This is a genomic window from Paenibacillus tyrphae, from assembly GCF_024158745.1.
GTDB classification, from domain to species: Bacteria; Bacillota; Bacilli; order Paenibacillales; family NBRC-103111; genus Paenibacillus_G; species Paenibacillus_G tyrfis_A.
The window spans coordinates 167859-187588 of record NZ_JAMZAW010000005.1; the positions used below are offsets into that span (position 1 = coordinate 167859).

Here is a 19730-nt window from a genome sequence, read left to right on the forward strand (position 1 = left end):
CCTGTGTATCCGCTATATTCGCTATGACGGAAACGAAGCAGACCATATAAGTTTCAGGGCGGTGTACCGGTGGAAGAGAAATGGAACGAGAAGAAGCGGCACATCCTGCTTGCTGCGATGAAGCTGTTCGCTGCGAACGGGTATGTGCAGACGACGATGCAGGAAATCGCCGAAGCTTGTAAAATGTCCAAAGGCAGCGTGTATCAGCAGTTTTCCTCCAAGGAAGCGCTGCTGCTTGATATTTTTAAATTCTTTTTTAAGCGTTTGAACGACGGGATGCAGCTCGTGGAACGCGAACGGCAGCTGGGCCCGAGGGAGCGCCTGGAGCGGAAAATACTCGTCTGCCTTCGCCTGTGGATCGAATATCCCGAATTTTTCACTATGCAGATGCGGGAAAACGGAGGCTTCGTAAATCAGGAAATTCGGGATTACTTGAAGCGGATGGATACCGAGATCAGTATGTTTTTTATCGACAGCCTCGTTGGCATTTACGGGGACGGCTACGCGCCCTATGCGCCGGAAGGCGTATTGCTGTTAAGCAGCTTGCTGTCGACCTACATGGGCTTGCAACTGGTTGAGAAGATCACGTTGGGACCGGACGAAGTCTGCCGCCATATCCTGCATATCGTCGATGCGGTAGCCGACTGCGTGCTGCGGGAGAAACCGCGCCCTCTTTTGAACGAAAGCAATTGGCCGAGGCTGAAAGAGGTATGCGCGAGAAATGCGAAGTCGGCTCATCCGCTCCTGCTTGTGAAGCGGTGCCGGGAACGGCTGGAGCGGCTCTCGGAAGGAGAAGCGCGCAATGAGGCGCTCGATTCCTTGGCGGTGCTGGAGCAGGAGCTGGTGGAGATCCGTCCGCGCAAGGTCATCGTGCTCGGCATGCTGGCGAATTTGATGCGTTCCCCAGAGCTGGCCGATTTGCTGGCGGAGCTGGAGGCGGCGTGCCAGCAGGCGGGACTTGTTCGCGGATAGTGAAAAAGCCTGTTCTCTTCATAGAAAGAGGACAAGGCTTTTCTGTTGATTCCAGACGAAATGCGATTAAGCCATAAATTCCGTAAACGCTCCGTCCAGTCCCTTCGGCCCGTAGTGCTCCCGGAACTCGTCGATGGAGCCCTGCCGCACCAATTCGCCGTTTCGGAGGAACATGGCCCGGTCGGCGACGGATTCGGCCACCTGCAGGTGGTGCGTCGAGAAAATCACGGCGCGGCCTTCGCGTTTCACTTCTTCAATGAGATGCACGAACGATTGCAGCCAGTACGGATCGAGGCCATTCGTCGGCTCGTCCAGCACGAGCAGAGGCGGGTCACCGAGCAGCGCCTGCGCGAACAAGAGCCGCTGCCGCATCCCTTTGGAGAAGGAGGTGACGGGCTTCTGCTGCACCTCGGCCAAACCGACCTTGTGCAGCAGCTCCTGGACGCGGGACGGCGGCACGCTGCGGAGCTTCGCCCAGAACGTGAGTGTCTCCCGCGCGGACAGCGCCTGCCCGAACACATAGTCGTCGGGCATGTAGCCGACGGAAGCGGCGTAGCGCATCCGGTCGGTGCGCCACTGAAGGCCGCACGCTTCGATGGAGCCTTCGGTCGGCTGCGAGCTGCCGACGATCATGCGCAGCAGCGTGCTTTTGCCCGCTCCATTGCCGCCGCACAGCGCCATCACCTGCCCCGGATACAGCTCCAGATCGACTCCCTTGACAATCGGCTGCTTGTTGATCGTTTTGCGGACATTCGTCAGCTTCAGCACCGGTTCAGCCACGCGATCGCCCCCTTTCCCAGAGCAGGACGGCAGCTCCCAGACATCCGGCGATCCAGACGGCCGAGACGAGCAGGAACAGGAAGGTGCCGCCCGTCCCGCGAATCCATCCGATCCATTCGTAATATTCGGGCCCGAGCACGGACCCTCCGCTCAGCTTGACGACAATGAACAGCCGGACCAGCTCCGCCGGATTGAACAGGGTGAGCACGGCCAGTACTGGCTTGATCCACAGGTACGGCAGCAAGCCGAGCACGGCGACAAGCAGCGTCGGCCACCCGATGACGGTGAAAAACCAGATCGCCACGCCGTACGTCAGCGCCTGCCAGCGGTTTTTGGCGAGCGTGCCGACGATGGCGGCCACCGCCAGAAACAGCAGAACGATGCCTGCCGAGAATGCCAGGAACAACGTGAAGGTTTTCACATCGAACGGCTTTCCGGTGAACTGGCCGACGACGCCCGTCAAGCCGTAGCCGAAGGCGACGATGACAAGCAGCACGGCGGTAATGCCAGCATATTTGCCCAGCACGAACGCGGGCGTGCTGAGCGGGTAAGCGGAGAGCAGCTGCCAGCCGCCTTCTTCCTTTTCCGCGGTCAGCGAGAAGGAACCGAGCAGCAGCGTCATGAGCGGCAGCAGATACAAGATCAGGTTCAGCATCGTGCCCGTGACGCTGGAGTATCCTTCGACGACCCGGCTGGAGTGAATCAGCAGCAGGGCCAGGCTGAACAAGGAAAAGAGCGCAAGGAACGAGTATGCCCACGGGTTGCGGAAGCCGATTCTCATCTCGCGAATCGCCACGGTCAGCATCGGTTTCATTAGTGTGCGACCTTCGGCTCTTCTTTCTTCGCTTCGCTGCCGCCATGACCGTCCTTCATGTCTTTCATGTCTTGCTTGCCTTCATCGCCGGGCTTGTGGCTGTCTTTCATATGCTTCATCTTGTCCGAATTGCGTTCCCACGTATGGGAGCCCAGCTCGGAGCCCGTCATCAGCTTGCCCTTGCCGTTCTCAGCGATAAATTTCTCCGCCGTCGCTTTATCCTTGAACGAATAGATGCCGTAAGCCATCGGCGATTTGAATGATTTGTCGTACACGTAGTAAGCCTTCTCCAGCTCGATCCATTCCTTGGAATGATAGTCCCGGACGAATGTCGCTCCGACCTGCTCGGTGCCGTTTTTGCTCTTCCATTCGTTGTAGCAGCCGATATCGTCAAATTTCAGCGATTTGCCGTCCTTCAGGACTGCTTGCGTTGCGAACTGGTCGTCTTTTACCTGCATATTGCACACGGCGCATATGTCCGTCGCTTCGTTGATGGCCTGCGGCTCGTATTTTTTGGCTCCGCATGCCGACAGCACCAGAATGATCATGACGATAGCCAGGCTTAAAGTAAATTTTTTCATTTTTTTCGAACCCCCGTTACGAATATGGTTGTTACTGCGCTCCCCAGCAGGAGGAGGCTGATGATTAGCGTTCCTGCCGTTTCAGATCCGGCCGGCAGACGGTAGGCGTCCGCTGCGTAAGGCTTCATCGCCGGCGCCCGGTCGGTTGTCCAAGCCTGCTTGGACGAGGTCAGCATGCCTTCCAGAAACGCCATGCCAGGCGACTGGAAGAACAACTGGAACGGCGGAGTTGTTTTGGTCATCTTCTGAAAAAAAGGATTGATCGCATACGGCATATCGCTGAACCCGTCACCGTCCAGATCGACGCCTTGGAAGCTGTCCCAATAGTTGCCTTTCACGTCGTTATTCTGGCTGTCCGTCGCTTCCGCCGGGATGACGTTGCCCTGAAAATCGTTGCCCTGAAACCGGTTGTTCTCGGATTCTTTGAGCTGCAGGCCCACGTAGTTCACGGTCACCCGGTTGCGTTCCAGCACGTTCTTCTGCGCTTGCTCGATGTAGATGCCGACGCGGTTGCCCTCCAGACGATTGTCCGTGAAGACGGAATCGCTCGCGTCGAACAGCAGCAGGCCTTGGGAGTTGACGTTCTCGCTCTGTTTAACGAACGTGTTGCCCGTGACCTCTACGCTTTTGACGGCCATCACCATCGCGCCCGTGATATTGCGCGCCCCGGTGTTGCCCCGGATCGACGAATCGTTGACATACATGAAATGCACGCCGTACCGGGACTCGTTCACCTCGTTCTGTTCTACCCGGATGCCGTTGCTGTTCTCGATGTAGATGGCGTCGTGCATACCGGTGACGGTATTGCCTGCGATCACGTTGTCATGGGAGGCGTACAGGTCGATGCCGTTGCCCTTCTCCGTCATCTTGACGTCCGGGCCCGTCCAACTTACCGTCGTACGGCTGATCTTGTTACGGCTCGCGTCCCGCAGATGAATGCCGGAGGACACCGTCTCGATCCGCAGATCCTCCAGCGTACTGTCGGCGCCGGAAAGCAGCACGGCGGCCGTAGTCTTGGCTCCCGTGTCCCGGATCGCCAGGCCCGCTAACGCGGAGCGGTCGGCACGGAGCTCTACCGCCGGCTGATCCGACTCGTTGACGATCTGCGCTCCGCCCGCGCCTTCGATCCGCAACGGCTTCGCGACGACGGCCGGTCCCCGGTAGATTCCTTCCGCCAGCTTCAGCGTGCCGCCCGGCGGCGCTTCGTCAATGAGCTGCTGGAGCGGGAGTTCCTTCCCGCTGCTGCTTGCGGCGCAGACCGCGGTGGACGGCAGAACCGCGAGCGAGAACGCCAGCAGCGCGGCGCGCAGGGCGGACCCGTGCGGCATCAGGCTGCGGATGCGGTTGCGGCTCATGAAGCGACCTCAATCTTCTTTTTCTTGATGATATGCAGGTCGCCGATGTACAGATGCACGTAGACGGTGTACGTTCCCGGCTCCTTCAATTCTTTTTCCGCGGAGTACGCGTTTCCTTCCGGCTTCGCATTCAAATACGACAGCGTATCGTTTTCGGACTTGCGAATGTCGAAGGCCAGGGTGGCTTTGGTCGATTCCGGCACACCGCCTACCGTGGCGGTGAACTTGATGACAGCGTTCGCCTTGGGCGGCGAAGGCTCGGTCGTCAGCGTAACCTCCACCTCCGACGGGTCGACCGGACGCTCGGAGGTGGAGCAGGCGGTCATCACGGCAGCCAGCAGCAGGCCAAGCAGGACCGTCAGCATTCGTTTACGATTCATCTCATCACTCCTTACAAAACAGGCAAGCATCCTCATTGTATAGAACGGCAAGCGGGTTGCCCATAGCCCGGTCGGGCTATCGGGGGCGGTTTCCTGTGAAGATAAAATGAACTTTTTGGCAAAAGCCGTCAGCGGGCTGAGGGGAGCGGTCCGGAGGAGCGCATGGGAAGGTTCTGTTTTTTATTCCATTTTTATGGTAAGATCAAAAATGGAAAACTTTTGGTTTTTTTGAAAAGGAGATGGACGACATAAACAAATGGCTCATTTTGCTGCTGGCCGCAGCGGTAACCTTCCCGTCGGGATCGCAGACCGCCCGTGCCGACCAGAAGCCTGCGGATCAGAAGCTTGCCGAACCGAGCGCGATGCCTTATATTACTTTGCTTGACGATTTTAAACTGTACGCCAGCGACAGAACGAAACCGAATGAAGTCCTCGGCTCCATCAGCGCTTACCAGTCTGTGAAGCTCGCCCCGATTGAAAGCGACAGGCTGCTCTATATTACGAGTATGGACAAAGTGCCGGTCGAGACGTGGCTTGGCAAAGCGTGGATTAACTTGAAGGAAGGGGCGTACAAGTACGGCCAGCTGCAGAAGCAGGAACAGACCTTGACTCTGCTTGAGTCCCAGACCTCGCTCTATGACTCCCGGATGAAATTAACCAGCTACAGTCTTTCACCGCAGCAGGTTCAGGCGGTTGCCTCCATCGACGCATGCGATCCGTACACGCCCTGCCGCACATCGGCGAAGTGGTATTTGATCCGGACCTCCTGGCTGGGGGAGCAATGGATTCGTTCGGAGCATTATGCGGAGAATTACGCGGGCCAACCGGTTGAAGGAATGATTCCCATTGCGCGGGAGAGCGAAGTGTACAGCCAGCCTTTTGAAAAGCCGTTGGCCGGCGAGCCGAAGCTGCCTCCTCAAGTGTTGAAGCCTGTGGCGAAGTATACCCGGTTAGCCGGCATGGCTCCTCCGAGTGTCTGGTACCAGATCGAGACACCGAACGGACTGCGATGGATTCGCTGCAGCGATGACTATGGGCTTGGTTTTGAAGGGGTGGAGCAGGTCGACCTGAAGCTGGACATTCCCGTTCCGTTCCATTACTTTAAAACTCCTTCGATCTCCTCCACCTATACCGAGAAAATAGGGGCAGAACAACCGGCCCAAACCGTTCAGGTCATTGGGAAAATAGGTAACTGGTATTTTACGGTAAACGAGGGCGTCGGGAAATGGATCAATCCGTCCATGGAAATTGCCTCCCGATTGACCGGCGATTTCGAGCAGGATGCCAAGCTCGGGGTGCAGCTAAGCAGTAAGCGGCTTGAGCTTACCGGGACCTCGATCGGGTTCGACATCCCTTATGTGGAAAATCAGCCTGCGGAAAAATGGCTCACGTTTACCCCGCAAACCGTTACGGCATCGCGGGTCTGGAACTCTCCAAACGGAGAGTCCTGGTATTACATCCACACTTGGCAGGGCGCGAAATGGGTCAGGCCGTAAAGCCCGCCTGCGATTAGACGATCGGACTGAGGGCAGACCTCCGAATTCCACTTTCACGGTGGCTCGGAGGTCTGTTTTTCTTTTGCCGGACGCAGGTCTCATCGACAAAGAGGTGGCTTTTTTGGTATACTTCAAAAAACGTATTGAGAATCATTATCATATAGGACGGTGCACAAGCTTATGAACCCAGGCATCACGGAACCGGGGGATCCGGTAGTCACTTGGCTGGACGGTACGCATTGGAAGCTTCGGGACGTAGAAGCGGTCAAAGGGGATGGCGAATGGCGCATGGAGCAGCAGCTCGCGGATTCGTACGTTCTGCTTGCGGTGACGAAGGGACACGGGCGGTTGATCGTGGACCGGAAGGAAGGCCGGCTCCGCCAGGATACCGCTTATGTGTGCTCTCCGGGCCAGACGTTCGGCGCCGCTTCGGATACGGCGGAAGGGTTGAGCCTGTTTTTGTTCCGGTTTGACTTGTACCGGGAGACGGAAGAGGACGAGGAGCAGCTCCGGTTCGAGAAGGAACAAGGCTTGTTCTGGGTGCAGGACGAAATTCCGATGATTCCCGCTGCGCAGATGATTACGTTATGCGATGCCGTGAGCAGCCATTGGCAGAGCGGCGAGGAAACCGGACGCCCGCGCGCCCGCCTTGCCTTCCGTGAGCTGATCTATGGCGTCATGAAGAATGTCGGGCTCTCCGCGAGAAAAGATTCGGAAGCCGCCATCCGGCGGACGAAAGATTATATGGAGCGTCATTTCAACGAAAGCTTGTCGATCGAGCAGCTCGCCCGGATGGCCGGGGTCAGTCCCAAATACTACGTGGAACTGTTCAAAAAAACGTACGGCAGCAGCGCCATCGATTACTTGACGGAGCTCCGCATGACACGGGCCAAGCAGCTTATGGCCGGTTCGAATATCAGGCTGCGGGATATTGCCCAACAGGTCGGCTACAGCGACGAGTTTTATTTAAGCCGGAAGTTCAAGCAAGAAGTCGGCGTATCGCCGACGGTGTATATGAAGAACCGCAGCCGAAAGATAGCCGCCTACAGCTCGGCCATCACCGGCCAGCTTGTGGCGCTGCGGATGCTGCCTTATGCTGCCCCGCTTCATCCGAAGTGGACGGCTTACTACTACGAAACGTACCGCAACGATATTCCCGTTCATCTCAGCGCCTACCGCAACAATATGGATTGGGAGACGAATATCGATACGCTTCGCAAAGCGCGGCCGGACGTTATTGTGAGCCGCACCGGGCTGGACGAGGAAGAGCAGGATAAGCTGAAGCAAATCGCTCCCCTCCTGCAGGTGCCGTGGGCCGAGAAGAACTGGCGGGAGCAACTGCAGTTTACCGCGGAGTTTCTCGGGGCGTCGAAGGAGGCGGAGCTGTGGCTGAGAGAGTACGACCGCAAGGTGGAGTCCGTTCGGGAACGGCTTGCCCGCGAGGCGGGGGACGATACGGTTCTGATCCTGCGCATTTATAAGGACGAATGCCATGCGTTCAGCAACCGGAGTATGCGGGAAGTGCTGTACGGCGATCTGCAAGTGAAGCCGGCTTGCCTGGTCGGCCGCGCCGTTCTCAATGAGCCGATTACGCTGGAACGCCTGGCGGAGATCGACGCGGACCGCCTGCTGCTGCTGGTCCGCCAGGAGCCGGAATCGCTGGCTCACGCCAAGCGGTTAAGCAGCGCTCCAGCATGGCAGGACCTGAAAGCGGTCCGGAAGCATCGGGTTCACCGCATTCCTTCTGACCCGTGGCATGAATATTCCGCCACCGCCCACGATCGGATTGTCGATGCGGCGCTAAATCTGTTTTCCGACAATTGTCCAAGGTGACTCCGGAAATCGTCCATGGTTTAAGGGGGAAGGGTAGTTTATAATCGCAAATGAGAATCGTTATCAATATAGAGGGGAATTTGCAAGATGATGAAACGCAGATGGTCAGGAATAGGAGCTGCGGCGCTGCTGGCGCTTGCCTTGTCCGCTTGCGGCACGGCAGGTCAGGGGAAAGAGCAGCCGACGGCTTCGGCAGGAACGGAGAAACCGGCGGCAGCGACCAAAACGATCAAATATCTCGGCAAGGATTACACGGTTCCCGGCAAAACGGACAGAATCGTCATCGCGGGTGCGATGGAAGCGATGGAGGATGCGCTGGTGCTGGGCGTGAAGCCGGTCGGCGCGATTACCGTAGGGGGCAAATTTCCGAAGATGTTCGAAAGCATCACGCAAGGCGTGGAAAGCACCGGCGAAAAAATGCAGCCGAACATTGAAGGTATTTTGAAGATGAAGCCGGACGTCATTCTGGGCTCTTCGAAGTTCCCGCCGGAAATGGCGGAGAAGCTGGCCAAAGTCGCGCCGACGTTCCCGGTGTCGCATATTTCGACGAACTGGGAAGCCAATCTGCTGCTGCTGGGCGAGCTGACCGGCAAGCAGGAGCAGGCCAAGCAGGTACTGCAAAAGTATAAGGAAGATGTGACAGCAGCCAAAGCGAAGCTCGGCGATCGCTTGAAAGACAAGAAGGTCGTCTCCCTGAGAGTCCGGACCGGCAACCTCTACATTTATCCCGAAGGCGTGTTCTTCAACGCGTCGCTGTATGCCGATCTCGGCTTTACGGCTCCTCCGGAAGTGAAGGCTGCTAAGGCGCAGGAGCTTATCTCGATCGAAAAATTCAGCGAAATGAACCCGGATTACATTTTCCTGCAATTTTCCGAGGACGAAAACAAAGACACGCCGAAGGCGCTGGAGGATCTGCAAAAAAATCCGATCTGGCAGAGCATCAATGCGGTGAAAAACGGCAAAGTATTCGTCAACGTCGTCGATCCGTTGGGGCAGGGCGGTACCTCGTGGAGCAAAATTCAATTCCTGAAAGCAGCTATGGAAAAGCTGGCCTCCTGATTCCAGGCAGGCGAGCCGACATACCATGAGACAAGCATACAAGCTTCACCCGGCGTGGATCTTATGGCTTTCGCCGGTTGCGATTGTCCTCTCGATCATTTTATCCGTCCGTTTCGGCTCCAAAACGATCGATGCAGGCACGCTCTGGGGGGCGTTCGCCAATTTCGACCCGGGCAACGTCAATCATCAAATCGTGATGCACTCCCGCGTCCCGCGCGCGGTCGGAGCGCTGCTCATCGGCGCTTTCCTGGCGATGTCGGGAGCGCTTATGCAGGGGATGACAAGGAACTACCTTGCATCCCCTTCGATCATGGGGGTGACCGACGGCTCGGTATTCGCCATTACGGTCTGCATGATCGCGCTGCCCGGCTCTTCTTCGATCGAAATGATCGTTTATTCGTTCATCGGCTCGGCTTTCGGCGTAGGGCTTGTCTTCGGACTGGCGTCACTGCTGCCGGGCGGGATGTCTCCGGTCCGGCTGGCGGTGACGGGCACCGTGATCGGAACGTTTCTCGGCAGCATGGCGACCGCGTTCTCGACGTATTTTCAGGTTTCGCAAAAAATCGGCTTTTGGTATAACGCCCGCCTGCATCAGATGGACCCGAATCTGATCAAGCTGGCGATTCCTTTTGCCGTGGTCGGGGTCGCGCTTGCGCTGCTCATCTCGAAATCCGTTTCGATTCTTTCTTTAGGCGAGGAAGTGGCGGTAAGCCTCGGACAGCGGACGCTGATCGTTAAAGTGGTCGCGATGCTTGCCGTCATTCTGCTTACGGGCGTTTCCGTGGCGCTGGCCGGCAAGATCGCCTTCGTCGGCTTGATCGTCCCGCATATTACCCGTTTTCTCGTCGGCCTCGATTACCGGTGGATCGTGCCGTGCGCCGGTGTGCTGGGCGGGGTGTTTCTTGCTTTGTGCGATGTCGCAAGCCGCTTCATGAACTACCCGTTCGAGATGCCGATCGGCGTCGTGACGTCCTTGATCGGGGTTCCTTTCTTTCTGTATCTGATCCGGAGGAAGGGAGGGGAGCAGCGTGCGTAATTATTCAACCGGCAGGTACATGACGGTGCTGCTTGGAGCGGTCGCGCTTATACTCATTGCCGCATACCTGTCTCTCACGAACGGGGCTTTCGACATGACGGTGGGCGATATCGTTCGAACGCTGCTTGGGATCGACCCGCAGCCCGAGCACCGTTTGGTCATCTTCGACTTCCGGCTGCCCCGCATCGTTATTGCCGCGTTGGTCGGCTTGGGGTTGGGCGTGGCCGGCGCGGCGATCCAAGGCGTCACGCGAAACGGGCTGGCCGATCCGGGAATTTTGGGCATCAACGCCGGTGCGGGCGCAGCCGTCGTCATCTTTATGTTTTTTTTCAGCGGGCAGATCAAGGGAGCGGGCTGGTTCTCCACGATGGCGATGCCGTTGTTCGGTTGGGCGGGCGGTCTAAGCACGGCTGCGTTTCTGTATCTGTTCGCCTGGAAGGATGGCAAGCTGGACCCGCAGCGCGTCCTTCTGGTGGGCATCGCGACTGCTTCCGGACTCGGCGCGGTTGCCATGTACATCAGCCTGAAAATGAATCCGTCCGACTTCGAGATGGCGACGGTCTGGATGACCGGCAGCATTTACAACGCCAACTGGAAGTTTATTGTCGCCATGCTCCCGTGGCTGGTCGTTCTTATTCCCGTCATCGTGAGCAGATCGTATACTTTGGACCTGCTCCAGCTGGAGGAGAACAGCGTCAGAAGCTTGGGCGTCGCTGTGGAAAAAGAGCGGATGATTCTGCTGCTCGGCAGCATCGGGCTGGTGAGCGCCTGCGTCAGCGTGTCGGGAGGGATCGGCTTCGTCGGCCTGATGGCGCCTCATATCGCCAGACGTCTCGTAGGCATCCGGCACGTCCGCATGGTTCCCGTCTGCGGCCTGATCGGCATGGCGCTGGTCGTCGTATCGGATTTTATTGCGAAGACGGTATTCTCGCCCGCCGAGCTGCCTGTCGGTATTGTCATATCAATCATCGGCGTACCGTATTTTGTGTATTTGTTATTTAAGGCCAGAGCCTGATGCAAGGACTGGCCCCAACCCGGGAGGGCGTCATGCAGGGAAAAATCATAGTCCAATCGTTCGATGGCAGGGAGATAGCCGTCTATCTCCCGCCTTCGTATTTTACAAACGGGGCCGCATACCCGGTCGTTTATGTACAGGATGGAAGCTATTTGTTCGATTCCTCCATGGAGGAGCTGGAACGCAGGTTTGAGAGCCGGGAGCTGCGCGAGCTTATATTCGTCGGCATTACGCCGTTCGATCGGAATGACGAATACACGCCGTGGCTTGCCCCCTCGCTGGCGGACACGACCCGGAATTTCGGCGGAAAGAGCGCCGAATATCTCGCCTTCGTTACCGGCCGGTTGAAGCCCTGGATCGATGAGAAGTACCGGACATCCCGCCTGCGGGAGGAGACTGGCATCGCCGGCGGCTCGTTCGGAGGCTTGGTCTCGCTTTATGCCGCTTATTTACATCCCGACGTGTTCGGCCGGTTCGGTCTGCTGTCCGCTTCCTTCTGGTATCCGGACTTCATGGAGTATGTGAGAACGAAGCCGATGGAGACAACAGGACGCAAAATCTTCATGTATGTCGGAAGCATCGAAGGCATCCATAAACCGAGTGCCCAGAAAATGATGGTACCGTACACCCGCGAAGCGCATGCGATATTGACGGAGCGCGGGTTCACCGGGGACCGGTTGCGGCTTGAGATCGAAGACGGCGCGGGTCACGAGTCGAAATATTTCATCAAGCGTTTTCCGGAAGCGATGACTTGGCTGTTTCCGGCGGAAATCGGTTCTTGAAATTTCCGGCCGGTCCGCGTATAGTACAGTTAGTAATTAATAACTAACTGATCGAGGAGATCGGCCGGAGCACTCCGGTTTCGCAGGAGGAACGATGGGCAAGATGAAATCGAAGACCGGCGAGCCTGCCGCGGCGAACCGCAGAGAAGAAATATTGGAAGCCGCCGTTGAGGTGTTCGCGGAGCATGGTTATTACAGCGCCACTACGGCGCAAGTTGCGGAGCGGGTGGGCATCTCGCAGCCTTACGTGTTCAAATTTTTCAAAACCAAAGCGGAGCTGTTCGCCGCTGCGCTGAAGCTGGCCTTCGAGCGCGTTGTCCGTGAGTTCTCGGGGGTGGAGGCGTCTTCGGACGGGCTGGAGCAGGCGATGATTCAAGCTTACGAAGAGCTGATGCGTACGCATCACCATGAGATCGTTTTGCAGATGCAAGCGATGGTCATCAAGGAAGAGCCGATCCGCCAAGTGATGCGGGAAGGCATGCATCAGGTGACGGCTTCCGTGGAGGCGCGCTTTCGCGAAGCAGGCATCCCGCAGCCGGAAGTCGCAGTCAGCATGTTCATGGCGAACGGCATGCTGTGCAACATTTCGGCCGTTCTGGAGATGCCCGAGCTTAAGCCGAAGCACCCAGAACGCTAGAGCCCGAAGAGCATAAGCTTATGGAATCAGCCGTAACAGGCTGATTCTATTTTTTTTGCGATATCTTTATTTCTTCTTATTGGGTAAACACCGTGCTTCTTCTGGATATATCCCCATAGACTGATCACATAAAGTTGATCATGCGCCCTGGGAGGAGAATGCTGCATGGAACCAACGACCGACTTGGAAAAACTCCGGATGAGGTTATGGGATCGATACTTAACCTTACAGGACAGGAACAAAATTTCTTTTGATCAATATTGGTATGAATTTCTGATTAGATATTCGATAACGGATGAAGATATGAATGGGGAAACCGCCGGGAAATGAGAACGGATTAACCTATATAGGATACGTGCTCAAATTGTATATGGTGGGCGTTGGGCATTAGGAAACCCCTGTTCATCAAAGTAATCGTACTTCATTACTTCGACGAATAAGGGTCCTTTTCGTTGCACGGTTATTCCGCTGCAGAAAAAAAGCCGCTTGCGCGGCCCTTCAGAATAAAACGTTTTAAAATCAGAACCAAACGCTGCAGCTAATAATGACCAACAAAATGAAAAGAACGAGAATGACACCTGTGGAAGTAAAGCCGCCGAAACCTCCAACGGAACTCATTAGTCAACACTCCTTTGATTGGGATCGAGTACCGTTTTAACCTTCACGGTAACCTCAATCTTAGGATATTCAAGTACAAAGGAAATGTATGGACAAGTGACATGCGGCAATTGACATGCAATTATACATACCCATCGGTTACAGAAGATCCCTGGCGTTCCATTGAACAAAGCCATGCTCTTGAAAAAAATAATTTTCTCATTCGTTTTTCACTCCAGTGAATTAACGTATAACTTTGCCATGGAAACCGCATCCTAACGTGTAACTTATTCTCTCTAACACAGGATGATCGCCATGGCATTTTTGCATAATTGGATTCGAGGAAAGAAGAGCTTTGCGGCGCAGTCGCAGGCGAACCACAAGCTGAACACCCCGATCGGTTCCGTATTATCGCAAAATATAGCGGATTTACATGAGCTGTTCAGTCAGACGCCTGATTTGGTCGTGCGCCACTTCGTGATCAAACAGACGGGCAACCAGGCGGCCATCGCTTATTTGGACGGGCTTACGGACAAAAACGCCCTCAACAACAACGTGCTGCGCCCGCTTCAATTCGAAGCGGATGCGGGCGCGCCGGGTAATTTGCCCCGGGTGAACGTCGGGCATGTCCGGACCTTAAGTCTGTGGTCCGATCTCGAAATGGCCATGCTGCAGGGCGTCAGCATTTTATTCGAGGATGGGCGCAGCGAAGCGGTCATTTTCAATACGCAAGGATGGCCGCAGCGAGCGATCGAAGACCCGCAGCTCGAAGCATCGCTTAAGGGCGCCCATCAGGGCTTTGTGGAAACCGGCAGCCAGAATATTGCGCTGATCCGCCGTTACATCCCGAACCGCGAGCTGAAAATCAAGGAGCTGACGATTGGCCGACGGGGGAATACCCTAGTATCCATCTTATATATGGCCGATATCGTTCATCCCGAAGTGTTGAAGGAAATCGAAGACCGCATTCGACAGGTGGACATCGATGCCGTTATTAACACGGGGGAATTGGCGGAATTGATCGAGGACAACCCGTACTCGCCTTTCCCGCAATTTATCGCCACCGAACGCCCGGATTCGGCTGCCGCCCAATTGTTGCAAGGGAGATTTGTCGTCATCGTCGACCGCTCGCCCAGCGTACTGATCGGCCCTGCGACATTTACGTCATTTTTTCAGAGTGTGGACGATTATAGCACACGCTGGATGGTCGCGTCCTTTACACGTTTGCTGAGATTTATGGGCTTTACTGTAGCCGTCTTTTTACCGGCGCTCTATATCGCGGTCATTTCCTTTAATTACGAGGTCATTCCGCTGCAGTTGCTGTTGTCGATCGGAGAATCCCGGGCGCGCGTTCCGTTTCCTCCGCTTGTCGAAGCGCTGCTTATGGAAATTACGCTGGAAATGATGCGCGAAGCGGGGGTCCGGCTTCCGGCTCCCGTCGGACAAACGGTTGGGATTGTCGGGGGCATCGTCATCGGGCAAGCGGCCGTCTCCGCGGGAATCGTCAGCAACATTATGGTTATCGTGGTCGCTTCCACGGCGATCGCTTCGTTTATTATCCCGAATTACGATATGGCTTCCGGCGTCCGGCTGATTCGGTTCCCGATGATGATCATTGCCTCGATGTTCGGGATTGTGGGCATGGTGATCGGTATGATGACCTTGATCGGGCACTTGATTTCGCTGGAATCGCTGGGTACGCCTTACGGCAACCCGATCGCCCCGATGCGGTTCGCGGATATGAAAGACACGTTCGTTCGTCTGCCCTTATGGCGCATGAAGACGCGTCCCAAGAGCTCACGGGCCGTTAATTCGCAAAGAATGGGCGACAACCATCCGAAAGGTGACGGCTGAATGAAGAAGTATGCGTTTAACGAGATCACGCTGATGCAATATATTTTGGCGATTCACGGGATGCAGGTCGGGATCGGCGTGCTCCAGCTCCCCCGTTTGCTGGCGGAGAAGGCCGGAACCGACGGCTGGATATCCCTGGTCATCGGTTGGCTGGTTTCGATTATCGTCAGTCTGGTGATCATCCGGATCATGAAATTTTACCCGGAGGGAACGATTCTGGAGCTCCTGTCCCATTATTTCGGCCGTTGGGTAGGAAAGCTCGGGGCGCTCGTTTTTTGCGCATACTTCTTTTTCTTTTTCTTTATTGTCGTTGTCCGGGCCGTGCTTTTTTTGAAACTGTGGATTTTGCCGCAAACTCCAGATGCGATGATCATGATCTTGTTTCTGATCCCGAGCTACCTCATTGTTACGGGAGGCGTGCGCATTATGGGGAGGTATGCGGAACTGGTCTTTTATATGGCGTTGTGGCTTCCGATCTTCTACCTGCTTCCTTTGTCGGTCAGCCACAATTGGCTTCACCTCCTGCCCGTGCTGAAGGAAGGCTGGAAAACGATCCTGGAGACATCTCTGACGACCGTTTTGTCTTTCCTTGGGTTTGAAACGGCTTTTTTTCTCTATCCCTTCTTGCAAAAGAAACAGTCCGCTTCAAAAGGGATCATCGTCGCTAATATCCTCACCATGATCGTTTATCTGGGGGTTACGCTCGTCAGCTTCGTTTTCTTCAGTCCGGACGAAATTACGCGGTACAACGAACCGACGCTCAGTGTACTGAAGGTGACGGAACTTCGGTTTGTCGAGCGGATGGAAATTGTCTTTCTGGCTTTTTACCTGTTTATTCTGTCGACCACAGCGATGCCGATGATGCACTTTACCATTTTTTGCTCGAACTGGCTGTTCGGCACGAAGGCTTTCCGCGGACATTTTTTGGTCGTGGCGGCGTTTGTTATCGCTTATGTCGTTTTCTTTGTTCCGACATTTCCCCAGAGCGATAAGTCTCAGAAGATTTTTGGCAACATTGCGCTGTATGTTTCCTTTGGATTTCCTTTCGTCTTATGGTTTCTGCTGTGGATGAAAACTCGTTCCGCTCGGAGGAAGCTCGCATGAAACGATGGCTTTCGCTCGGACTGCTGCTTCTTCTGTTCGTGCCCGGCTGCAGCAGCGATAAGATTAATGTCGAGGATCTGACGCTCGGCTTAATGCTCGGCATGGACTTGGATCAAGATAACCATATGGTGTATTACTTGTCGAGCCCTGTATTTAACAAGGAAGCGAAGAAGAAGAACGAAGAGTTCGGCCGCAAGGCGGAGACGTTTCGCCAATCGATGACAGGGTTCGATGCGATGACGACAGGGGTGACCATTCGGGGAAAGGTGCAGGTTATGCTGGTAGGCAAACGAGTATTGCAGCATCCGGATTGGTTCCGGCTGTTCGATGTCGTGTACCGGGACGCCAAGTATTCCGTGAACGCCAGAGTTGTTGCTGTGGACGGTCCGGTTGCGGAAGTCATTAACTTCTACCCGTTGGATAAGCCGCGGCTGCCTCTGCATTTGACCAGATTGATCGATACAGCCAACCGGAGGAGCATCACCGTGAAAACGACACTGCAGGAGATGCACCGGCAAATGTACGAGAAAGGGATAACGCCTTCGATCAGTGAAGTTAAGATGGGCAAAGCCGTTGAGGTGAAAGGAACGGCCGTACTGAACGAGCTCGGGAAGTACGCGGAATTGCTCGGTTTGCAGGAGAGCACGTTGCTGCTTATTTTGCAGGATCGCGCGAAGGAAGTGAACCTTTCCGTTCGGATTCCGGGGGAGGACGAACGGGGGCCGATCCGTCGAAGCGCGATCACCTTTCGGGTCAAAAGCGCCAAGGTGAAAATTAAAACCAAGCACGTTCAAGACAAGTTTCAATTCGATATCAACATCCAACTGCCTATTGCTTTGTCGGAGCGGTTATTCCCGTTTGATGTTAGAAAAAAGGGAGACAAGCTGCAGAAGGCCATTGAAGAGCAGGTGAAGCGACAATTCGAACAAATGATCGGCGGTTTTCAAAAGCATCAAATCGATCCGATCGGTCTCGGACTATATGCCCGCGCTTATGAATACCAAGCGTACAAGAAGGTGCAGGATCATTGGGGCGAGGCGTTCGCCAAGGCCGACGTGAAGCTTTCCGTGAAAACGGAAATTACTGATATGGGGCCGGTCAAATAAGCGATGCCCGAAGCATGTTCAATCCATAAAGCGGGTGATGACGAATGAAAAAGTATGCGTTTAATGATATCACATTGATGCAATATATTTTTCTGATCGCCGGTATTCAGTTGGGTATCGGTCTGCTTCAGCTCCCCCGTGAATTGGCCGATCGCGCGGGAACCGACGGGTGGATCGCCATCGTTATCGGTTTTGTCATCGCCACATGTTCCAGTCTAATGATTGTCCAAGTGATGAAGCGGCACCCGGACGGAACGCTTTTTGATCTGCTGAAGCGCTACATAGGGAAGTGGGCGGGACATGCCGCAGCGGTCTTGACCGCGCTGTATTTCGCTTTCTTTTCCTATACGATTATGCTGAGGGCGGTGTTGTTCGTCCGGTCGTGGATTTTACCGAAAACTCCTGATTTCGTCATGTTGATCCTTTTCGCCATCCCGTCGTATTTGGTTGCCCGGGGAGGTGTCCGCGTGTTAGGCCGCTATGCGGAGCTTATTTTTTATATCACCTTGTGGATGCCCTTTTTCTACCTCCTCTCCTTGAGAGAAAGCAATTGGCTGTACCTGCTTCCTTTGTTTAAAGAGGGCCTGCATCCGATCCTGCTGGCGGTGAAGCCGACGCTGTTCGCCTTTTTAGGGTTTGAAGTGGCGTTTCTTCTGTATCCGTTTCTAAAATCGAAACAATATGCCTCTACAGGGATTATTATTGCCAATATGCTGACAATGCTTGTTTACCTGCATGTTACCGTGACCTGCACCGTCTTTTTTAGTCCGGATACCATTACCCACTTTAACGAGCCGTCGGTCAATGTGCTCAAAACGATGGAATTCCGGTTTATCGAACGACTGGAAATCGTTTTTCTCGCTTTCTTTATCCTTATGATTTCAACGACATGGCTGCCGGGGATGTACTTTTCCGTTTTCTCGATCAATTGGATGTTCGGCAGAGAAGATCACCGTAAACTGCTTCAATGGCTTATGCTGCTTTTTGTCGTCGGCGTATTCTTTGTTAAGCCGACGTTCAACAAGACGGATAAATGGATTCAAGTTGTCAACTTGATGGGAATATGCTTTGGTTATTTGTTACCTTATGTTTTGTGGCTGTACGTATGGCTTCACGATCGCCTGCAGCGGAGGCGAAGGGAAACATGAAGCGATGGGTACGGACGGCAGCATTGGCTCTCTGCGTGGCGGTATTGCCCGGATGTTGGGATCAGACGAATATCGAGAATTTGACGCTCGCTTTAACGATAGGCCTCGATTTGGACGAGAAAGATAACTTGATGGTCTATATGGCCTCTCCTGTGTTCACTAAAGAAGCGAAGAAAAAAAATGAAGTCTACGGATTCCGTTCCAAAACGATCCGAACGTCAAGAAACAAATTCGATTCCGTCGTGACGGCCCTCACCGTCGGGGGGAAGTCGCAAGCACTGCTTCTCGGCAAGCGTCTGGTGGAGCGGGCAGATTGGTTTCCTTTGACGGATGTCTTTTTCCGGGACGGGAAGCAAACCGTTAATGCCAAGGTTGTGTTTGTGGACGGCCTGGTACGCGATGTGATACACCATTATCCTAGGGATAAGCCGCGTCTTTCTTTTCATCTGAGCAGGCTTCTCGATAAAAATAACCGGCGAAATTTCACCGTCCGGACGACGCTTCAAAAGCTGCTCGATCAGAAGTATGAGAAGGGCATGACCATCTCCATTTCCGAGCTTAAATTGAACAAGGAACTCGAGGTAACGGGCACGGCGCTGCTGGATAACAAGGGCAAATACAAGGGTTCCCTGAATCAGCAGGAAAGCGCCATGCTGCTCATTCTGCAGCGGCGTACGGTAGACGAAGTTCCGTTCAATATTCACGTCCCGCATGAGCAGAAAAGCGGTGTTTTTGCATCGGATATTGTCAGCTTCAACGCAGGCACCGAGAAGGTCAAAATTAAAACGGCATACAATGAAGGGAAGTTTCGTTTTGATGTCGCCATCCATTTGTCGGGAGCTTTGACGCAGAGATTGTTTCCTTTTGATTTTGCCAAAAAAGGAGGAGAGCTGGAAGCTGCGATTGAAAAGCAGTTGGAGAAGCAATTTTCGGATGTGTTGAAAAAATTCCAGAGCCAGAAGGTCGATCCGGTCGGCTTCGGCATCTATGCGCGGGCGCATCATTATAAGGAATATAAGCAAGTGCAGCAGCAATGGCCGGAGGTGTTCGCAAAAGCGGATGTGAACGTCAAGGTCAAGCTGACGCTCAAGAGCAGCGGGGCAACCAAGTGATTGATGTTGCTCTCTGCGAGGAAGAAGGGCCCTCCCTCAGGCAAGCCGGATTGGCAAACCCGAGGAAGG

General features: G+C 54.7%; 19 protein-coding genes. 13 read left to right on the forward strand and 6 right to left on the reverse strand.

Translation table 11 applies throughout. The features are described from left to right. Positions 1 to 69: 69 nt before the first annotated feature. On the forward strand, positions 70 to 972 hold the full coding sequence (locus tag NI000_RS09520) for a TetR/AcrR family transcriptional regulator (protein WP_253409886.1): 903 nt from the start codon (positions 70 to 72) through the stop codon (positions 970 to 972). A 66-nt stretch (positions 973 to 1038) separates the two neighbouring features. Here NI000_RS09520 and NI000_RS09525 read toward each other — a convergent pair whose 3' ends face one another. Genes NI000_RS09525 through NI000_RS09545 form a run of 5 tightly spaced genes read right to left on the reverse strand, consistent with a single transcriptional unit; the run spans position 1039 to position 4882 of the window. Continuing rightward, positions 1039 to 1752, reverse strand: a complete 714-nt coding sequence (locus NI000_RS09525) for an ABC transporter ATP-binding protein (RefSeq protein WP_253409888.1) — start codon at positions 1750 to 1752, stop codon at positions 1039 to 1041. Further along, positions 1745 to 2566: an ABC transporter permease gene (locus NI000_RS09530; RefSeq protein ID WP_253409890.1), complete on the reverse strand. Its 822-nt coding sequence runs from the start codon at positions 2564 to 2566 to the stop codon at positions 1745 to 1747. The genes NI000_RS09525 and NI000_RS09530 overlap by 8 nt, the downstream gene beginning before the upstream one ends. Continuing rightward, positions 2566 to 3147 (reverse strand): nitrous oxide reductase accessory protein NosL, encoded by a 582-nt coding sequence (locus NI000_RS09535; RefSeq protein ID WP_253409892.1) that lies wholly within the window; start codon positions 3145 to 3147, stop codon positions 2566 to 2568. The genes NI000_RS09530 and NI000_RS09535 overlap by 1 nt, the downstream gene beginning before the upstream one ends. Next, positions 3144 to 4502, reverse strand: a complete 1359-nt coding sequence (locus NI000_RS09540; protein WP_253409894.1) for a right-handed parallel beta-helix repeat-containing protein — start codon at positions 4500 to 4502, stop codon at positions 3144 to 3146. Before NI000_RS09540 ends, NI000_RS09535 begins: the two co-directional genes overlap by 4 nt. Further along, positions 4499 to 4882 (reverse strand): FixH family protein, encoded by a 384-nt coding sequence (locus NI000_RS09545; protein WP_253409895.1) that lies wholly within the window; start codon positions 4880 to 4882, stop codon positions 4499 to 4501. Before NI000_RS09545 ends, NI000_RS09540 begins: the two co-directional genes overlap by 4 nt. Positions 4883 to 5121: 239 nt before the next feature. Here NI000_RS09545 and NI000_RS09550 point away from each other — a divergent pair, with 239 nt between their 5' ends. The 7 genes from NI000_RS09550 (at position 5122) to NI000_RS09580 (ending at position 12740) form a co-directional block, all read left to right on the forward strand. Then, the gene (locus NI000_RS09550) at positions 5122 to 6378 is read left to right on the forward strand and encodes a hypothetical protein (RefSeq protein ID WP_253409897.1); all 1257 of its coding nucleotides are present in this window, start codon (positions 5122 to 5124) and stop codon (positions 6376 to 6378) included. A 168-nt stretch (positions 6379 to 6546) separates the two neighbouring features. Next, positions 6547 to 8211 (forward strand): ABC transporter substrate-binding protein, encoded by a 1665-nt coding sequence (locus tag NI000_RS09555; protein ID WP_253409899.1) that lies wholly within the window; start codon positions 6547 to 6549, stop codon positions 8209 to 8211. 90 nt (positions 8212 to 8301) lie between these two features. Then, entirely contained in the window at positions 8302 to 9270 is a 969-nt protein-coding gene (locus NI000_RS09560) for an iron-hydroxamate ABC transporter substrate-binding protein (RefSeq protein WP_253410191.1), read from the forward strand. A 25-nt stretch (positions 9271 to 9295) separates the two neighbouring features. Beyond that, positions 9296 to 10306: a FecCD family ABC transporter permease gene (locus NI000_RS09565; RefSeq protein ID WP_253409901.1), complete on the forward strand. Its 1011-nt coding sequence runs from the start codon at positions 9296 to 9298 to the stop codon at positions 10304 to 10306. A gap of 19 nt (positions 10307 to 10325) precedes the next feature. After that, a complete protein-coding gene (locus tag NI000_RS09570) occupies positions 10326 to 11321 on the forward strand; it encodes a FecCD family ABC transporter permease (RefSeq protein ID WP_253410193.1) in 996 nt (331 codons plus the stop codon). Between the two features lie 32 nt (positions 11322 to 11353). After that, on the forward strand, positions 11354 to 12103 hold the full coding sequence (locus tag NI000_RS09575) for an alpha/beta hydrolase (RefSeq protein ID WP_253409903.1): 750 nt from the start codon (positions 11354 to 11356) through the stop codon (positions 12101 to 12103). 94 nt (positions 12104 to 12197) lie between these two features. Continuing rightward, the gene (locus tag NI000_RS09580; protein ID WP_253409905.1) at positions 12198 to 12740 is read left to right on the forward strand and encodes a TetR/AcrR family transcriptional regulator; all 543 of its coding nucleotides are present in this window, start codon (positions 12198 to 12200) and stop codon (positions 12738 to 12740) included. 519 nt (positions 12741 to 13259) lie between these two features. Here NI000_RS09580 and NI000_RS09585 read toward each other — a convergent pair. Next, the gene (locus NI000_RS09585; RefSeq protein WP_253409907.1) at positions 13260 to 13358 is read right to left on the reverse strand and encodes a YjcZ family sporulation protein; all 99 of its coding nucleotides are present in this window, start codon (positions 13356 to 13358) and stop codon (positions 13260 to 13262) included. A 294-nt stretch (positions 13359 to 13652) separates the two neighbouring features. Between NI000_RS09585 and NI000_RS09590 the strand changes: the two genes are divergently transcribed. The 5 genes from NI000_RS09590 (at position 13653) to NI000_RS09610 (ending at position 19661) form a co-directional block, all read left to right on the forward strand. Further along, positions 13653 to 15191 carry a spore germination protein gene (locus NI000_RS09590; protein WP_253409909.1) on the forward strand — a complete coding sequence of 513 codons (1539 nt, stop codon included), beginning with the start codon at positions 13653 to 13655 and terminating at the stop codon, positions 15189 to 15191. After that, a complete protein-coding gene (locus NI000_RS09595; RefSeq protein ID WP_253409911.1) occupies positions 15192 to 16295 on the forward strand; it encodes a GerAB/ArcD/ProY family transporter in 1104 nt (367 codons plus the stop codon). It begins immediately after the preceding gene. Then, positions 16292 to 17401, forward strand: coding sequence for a Ger(x)C family spore germination protein (locus tag NI000_RS09600; RefSeq protein ID WP_253409913.1), 1110 nt, complete (start codon positions 16292 to 16294; stop codon positions 17399 to 17401). Before NI000_RS09595 ends, NI000_RS09600 begins: the two co-directional genes overlap by 4 nt. A gap of 77 nt (positions 17402 to 17478) precedes the next feature. After that, positions 17479 to 18549 (forward strand): GerAB/ArcD/ProY family transporter, encoded by a 1071-nt coding sequence (locus NI000_RS09605; protein ID WP_253409915.1) that lies wholly within the window; start codon positions 17479 to 17481, stop codon positions 18547 to 18549. Continuing rightward, positions 18546 to 19661 (forward strand): Ger(x)C family spore germination protein, encoded by a 1116-nt coding sequence (locus NI000_RS09610; protein ID WP_253409917.1) that lies wholly within the window; start codon positions 18546 to 18548, stop codon positions 19659 to 19661. The genes NI000_RS09605 and NI000_RS09610 overlap by 4 nt, the downstream gene beginning before the upstream one ends. Positions 19662 to 19730: the final 69 nt, after the last annotated feature.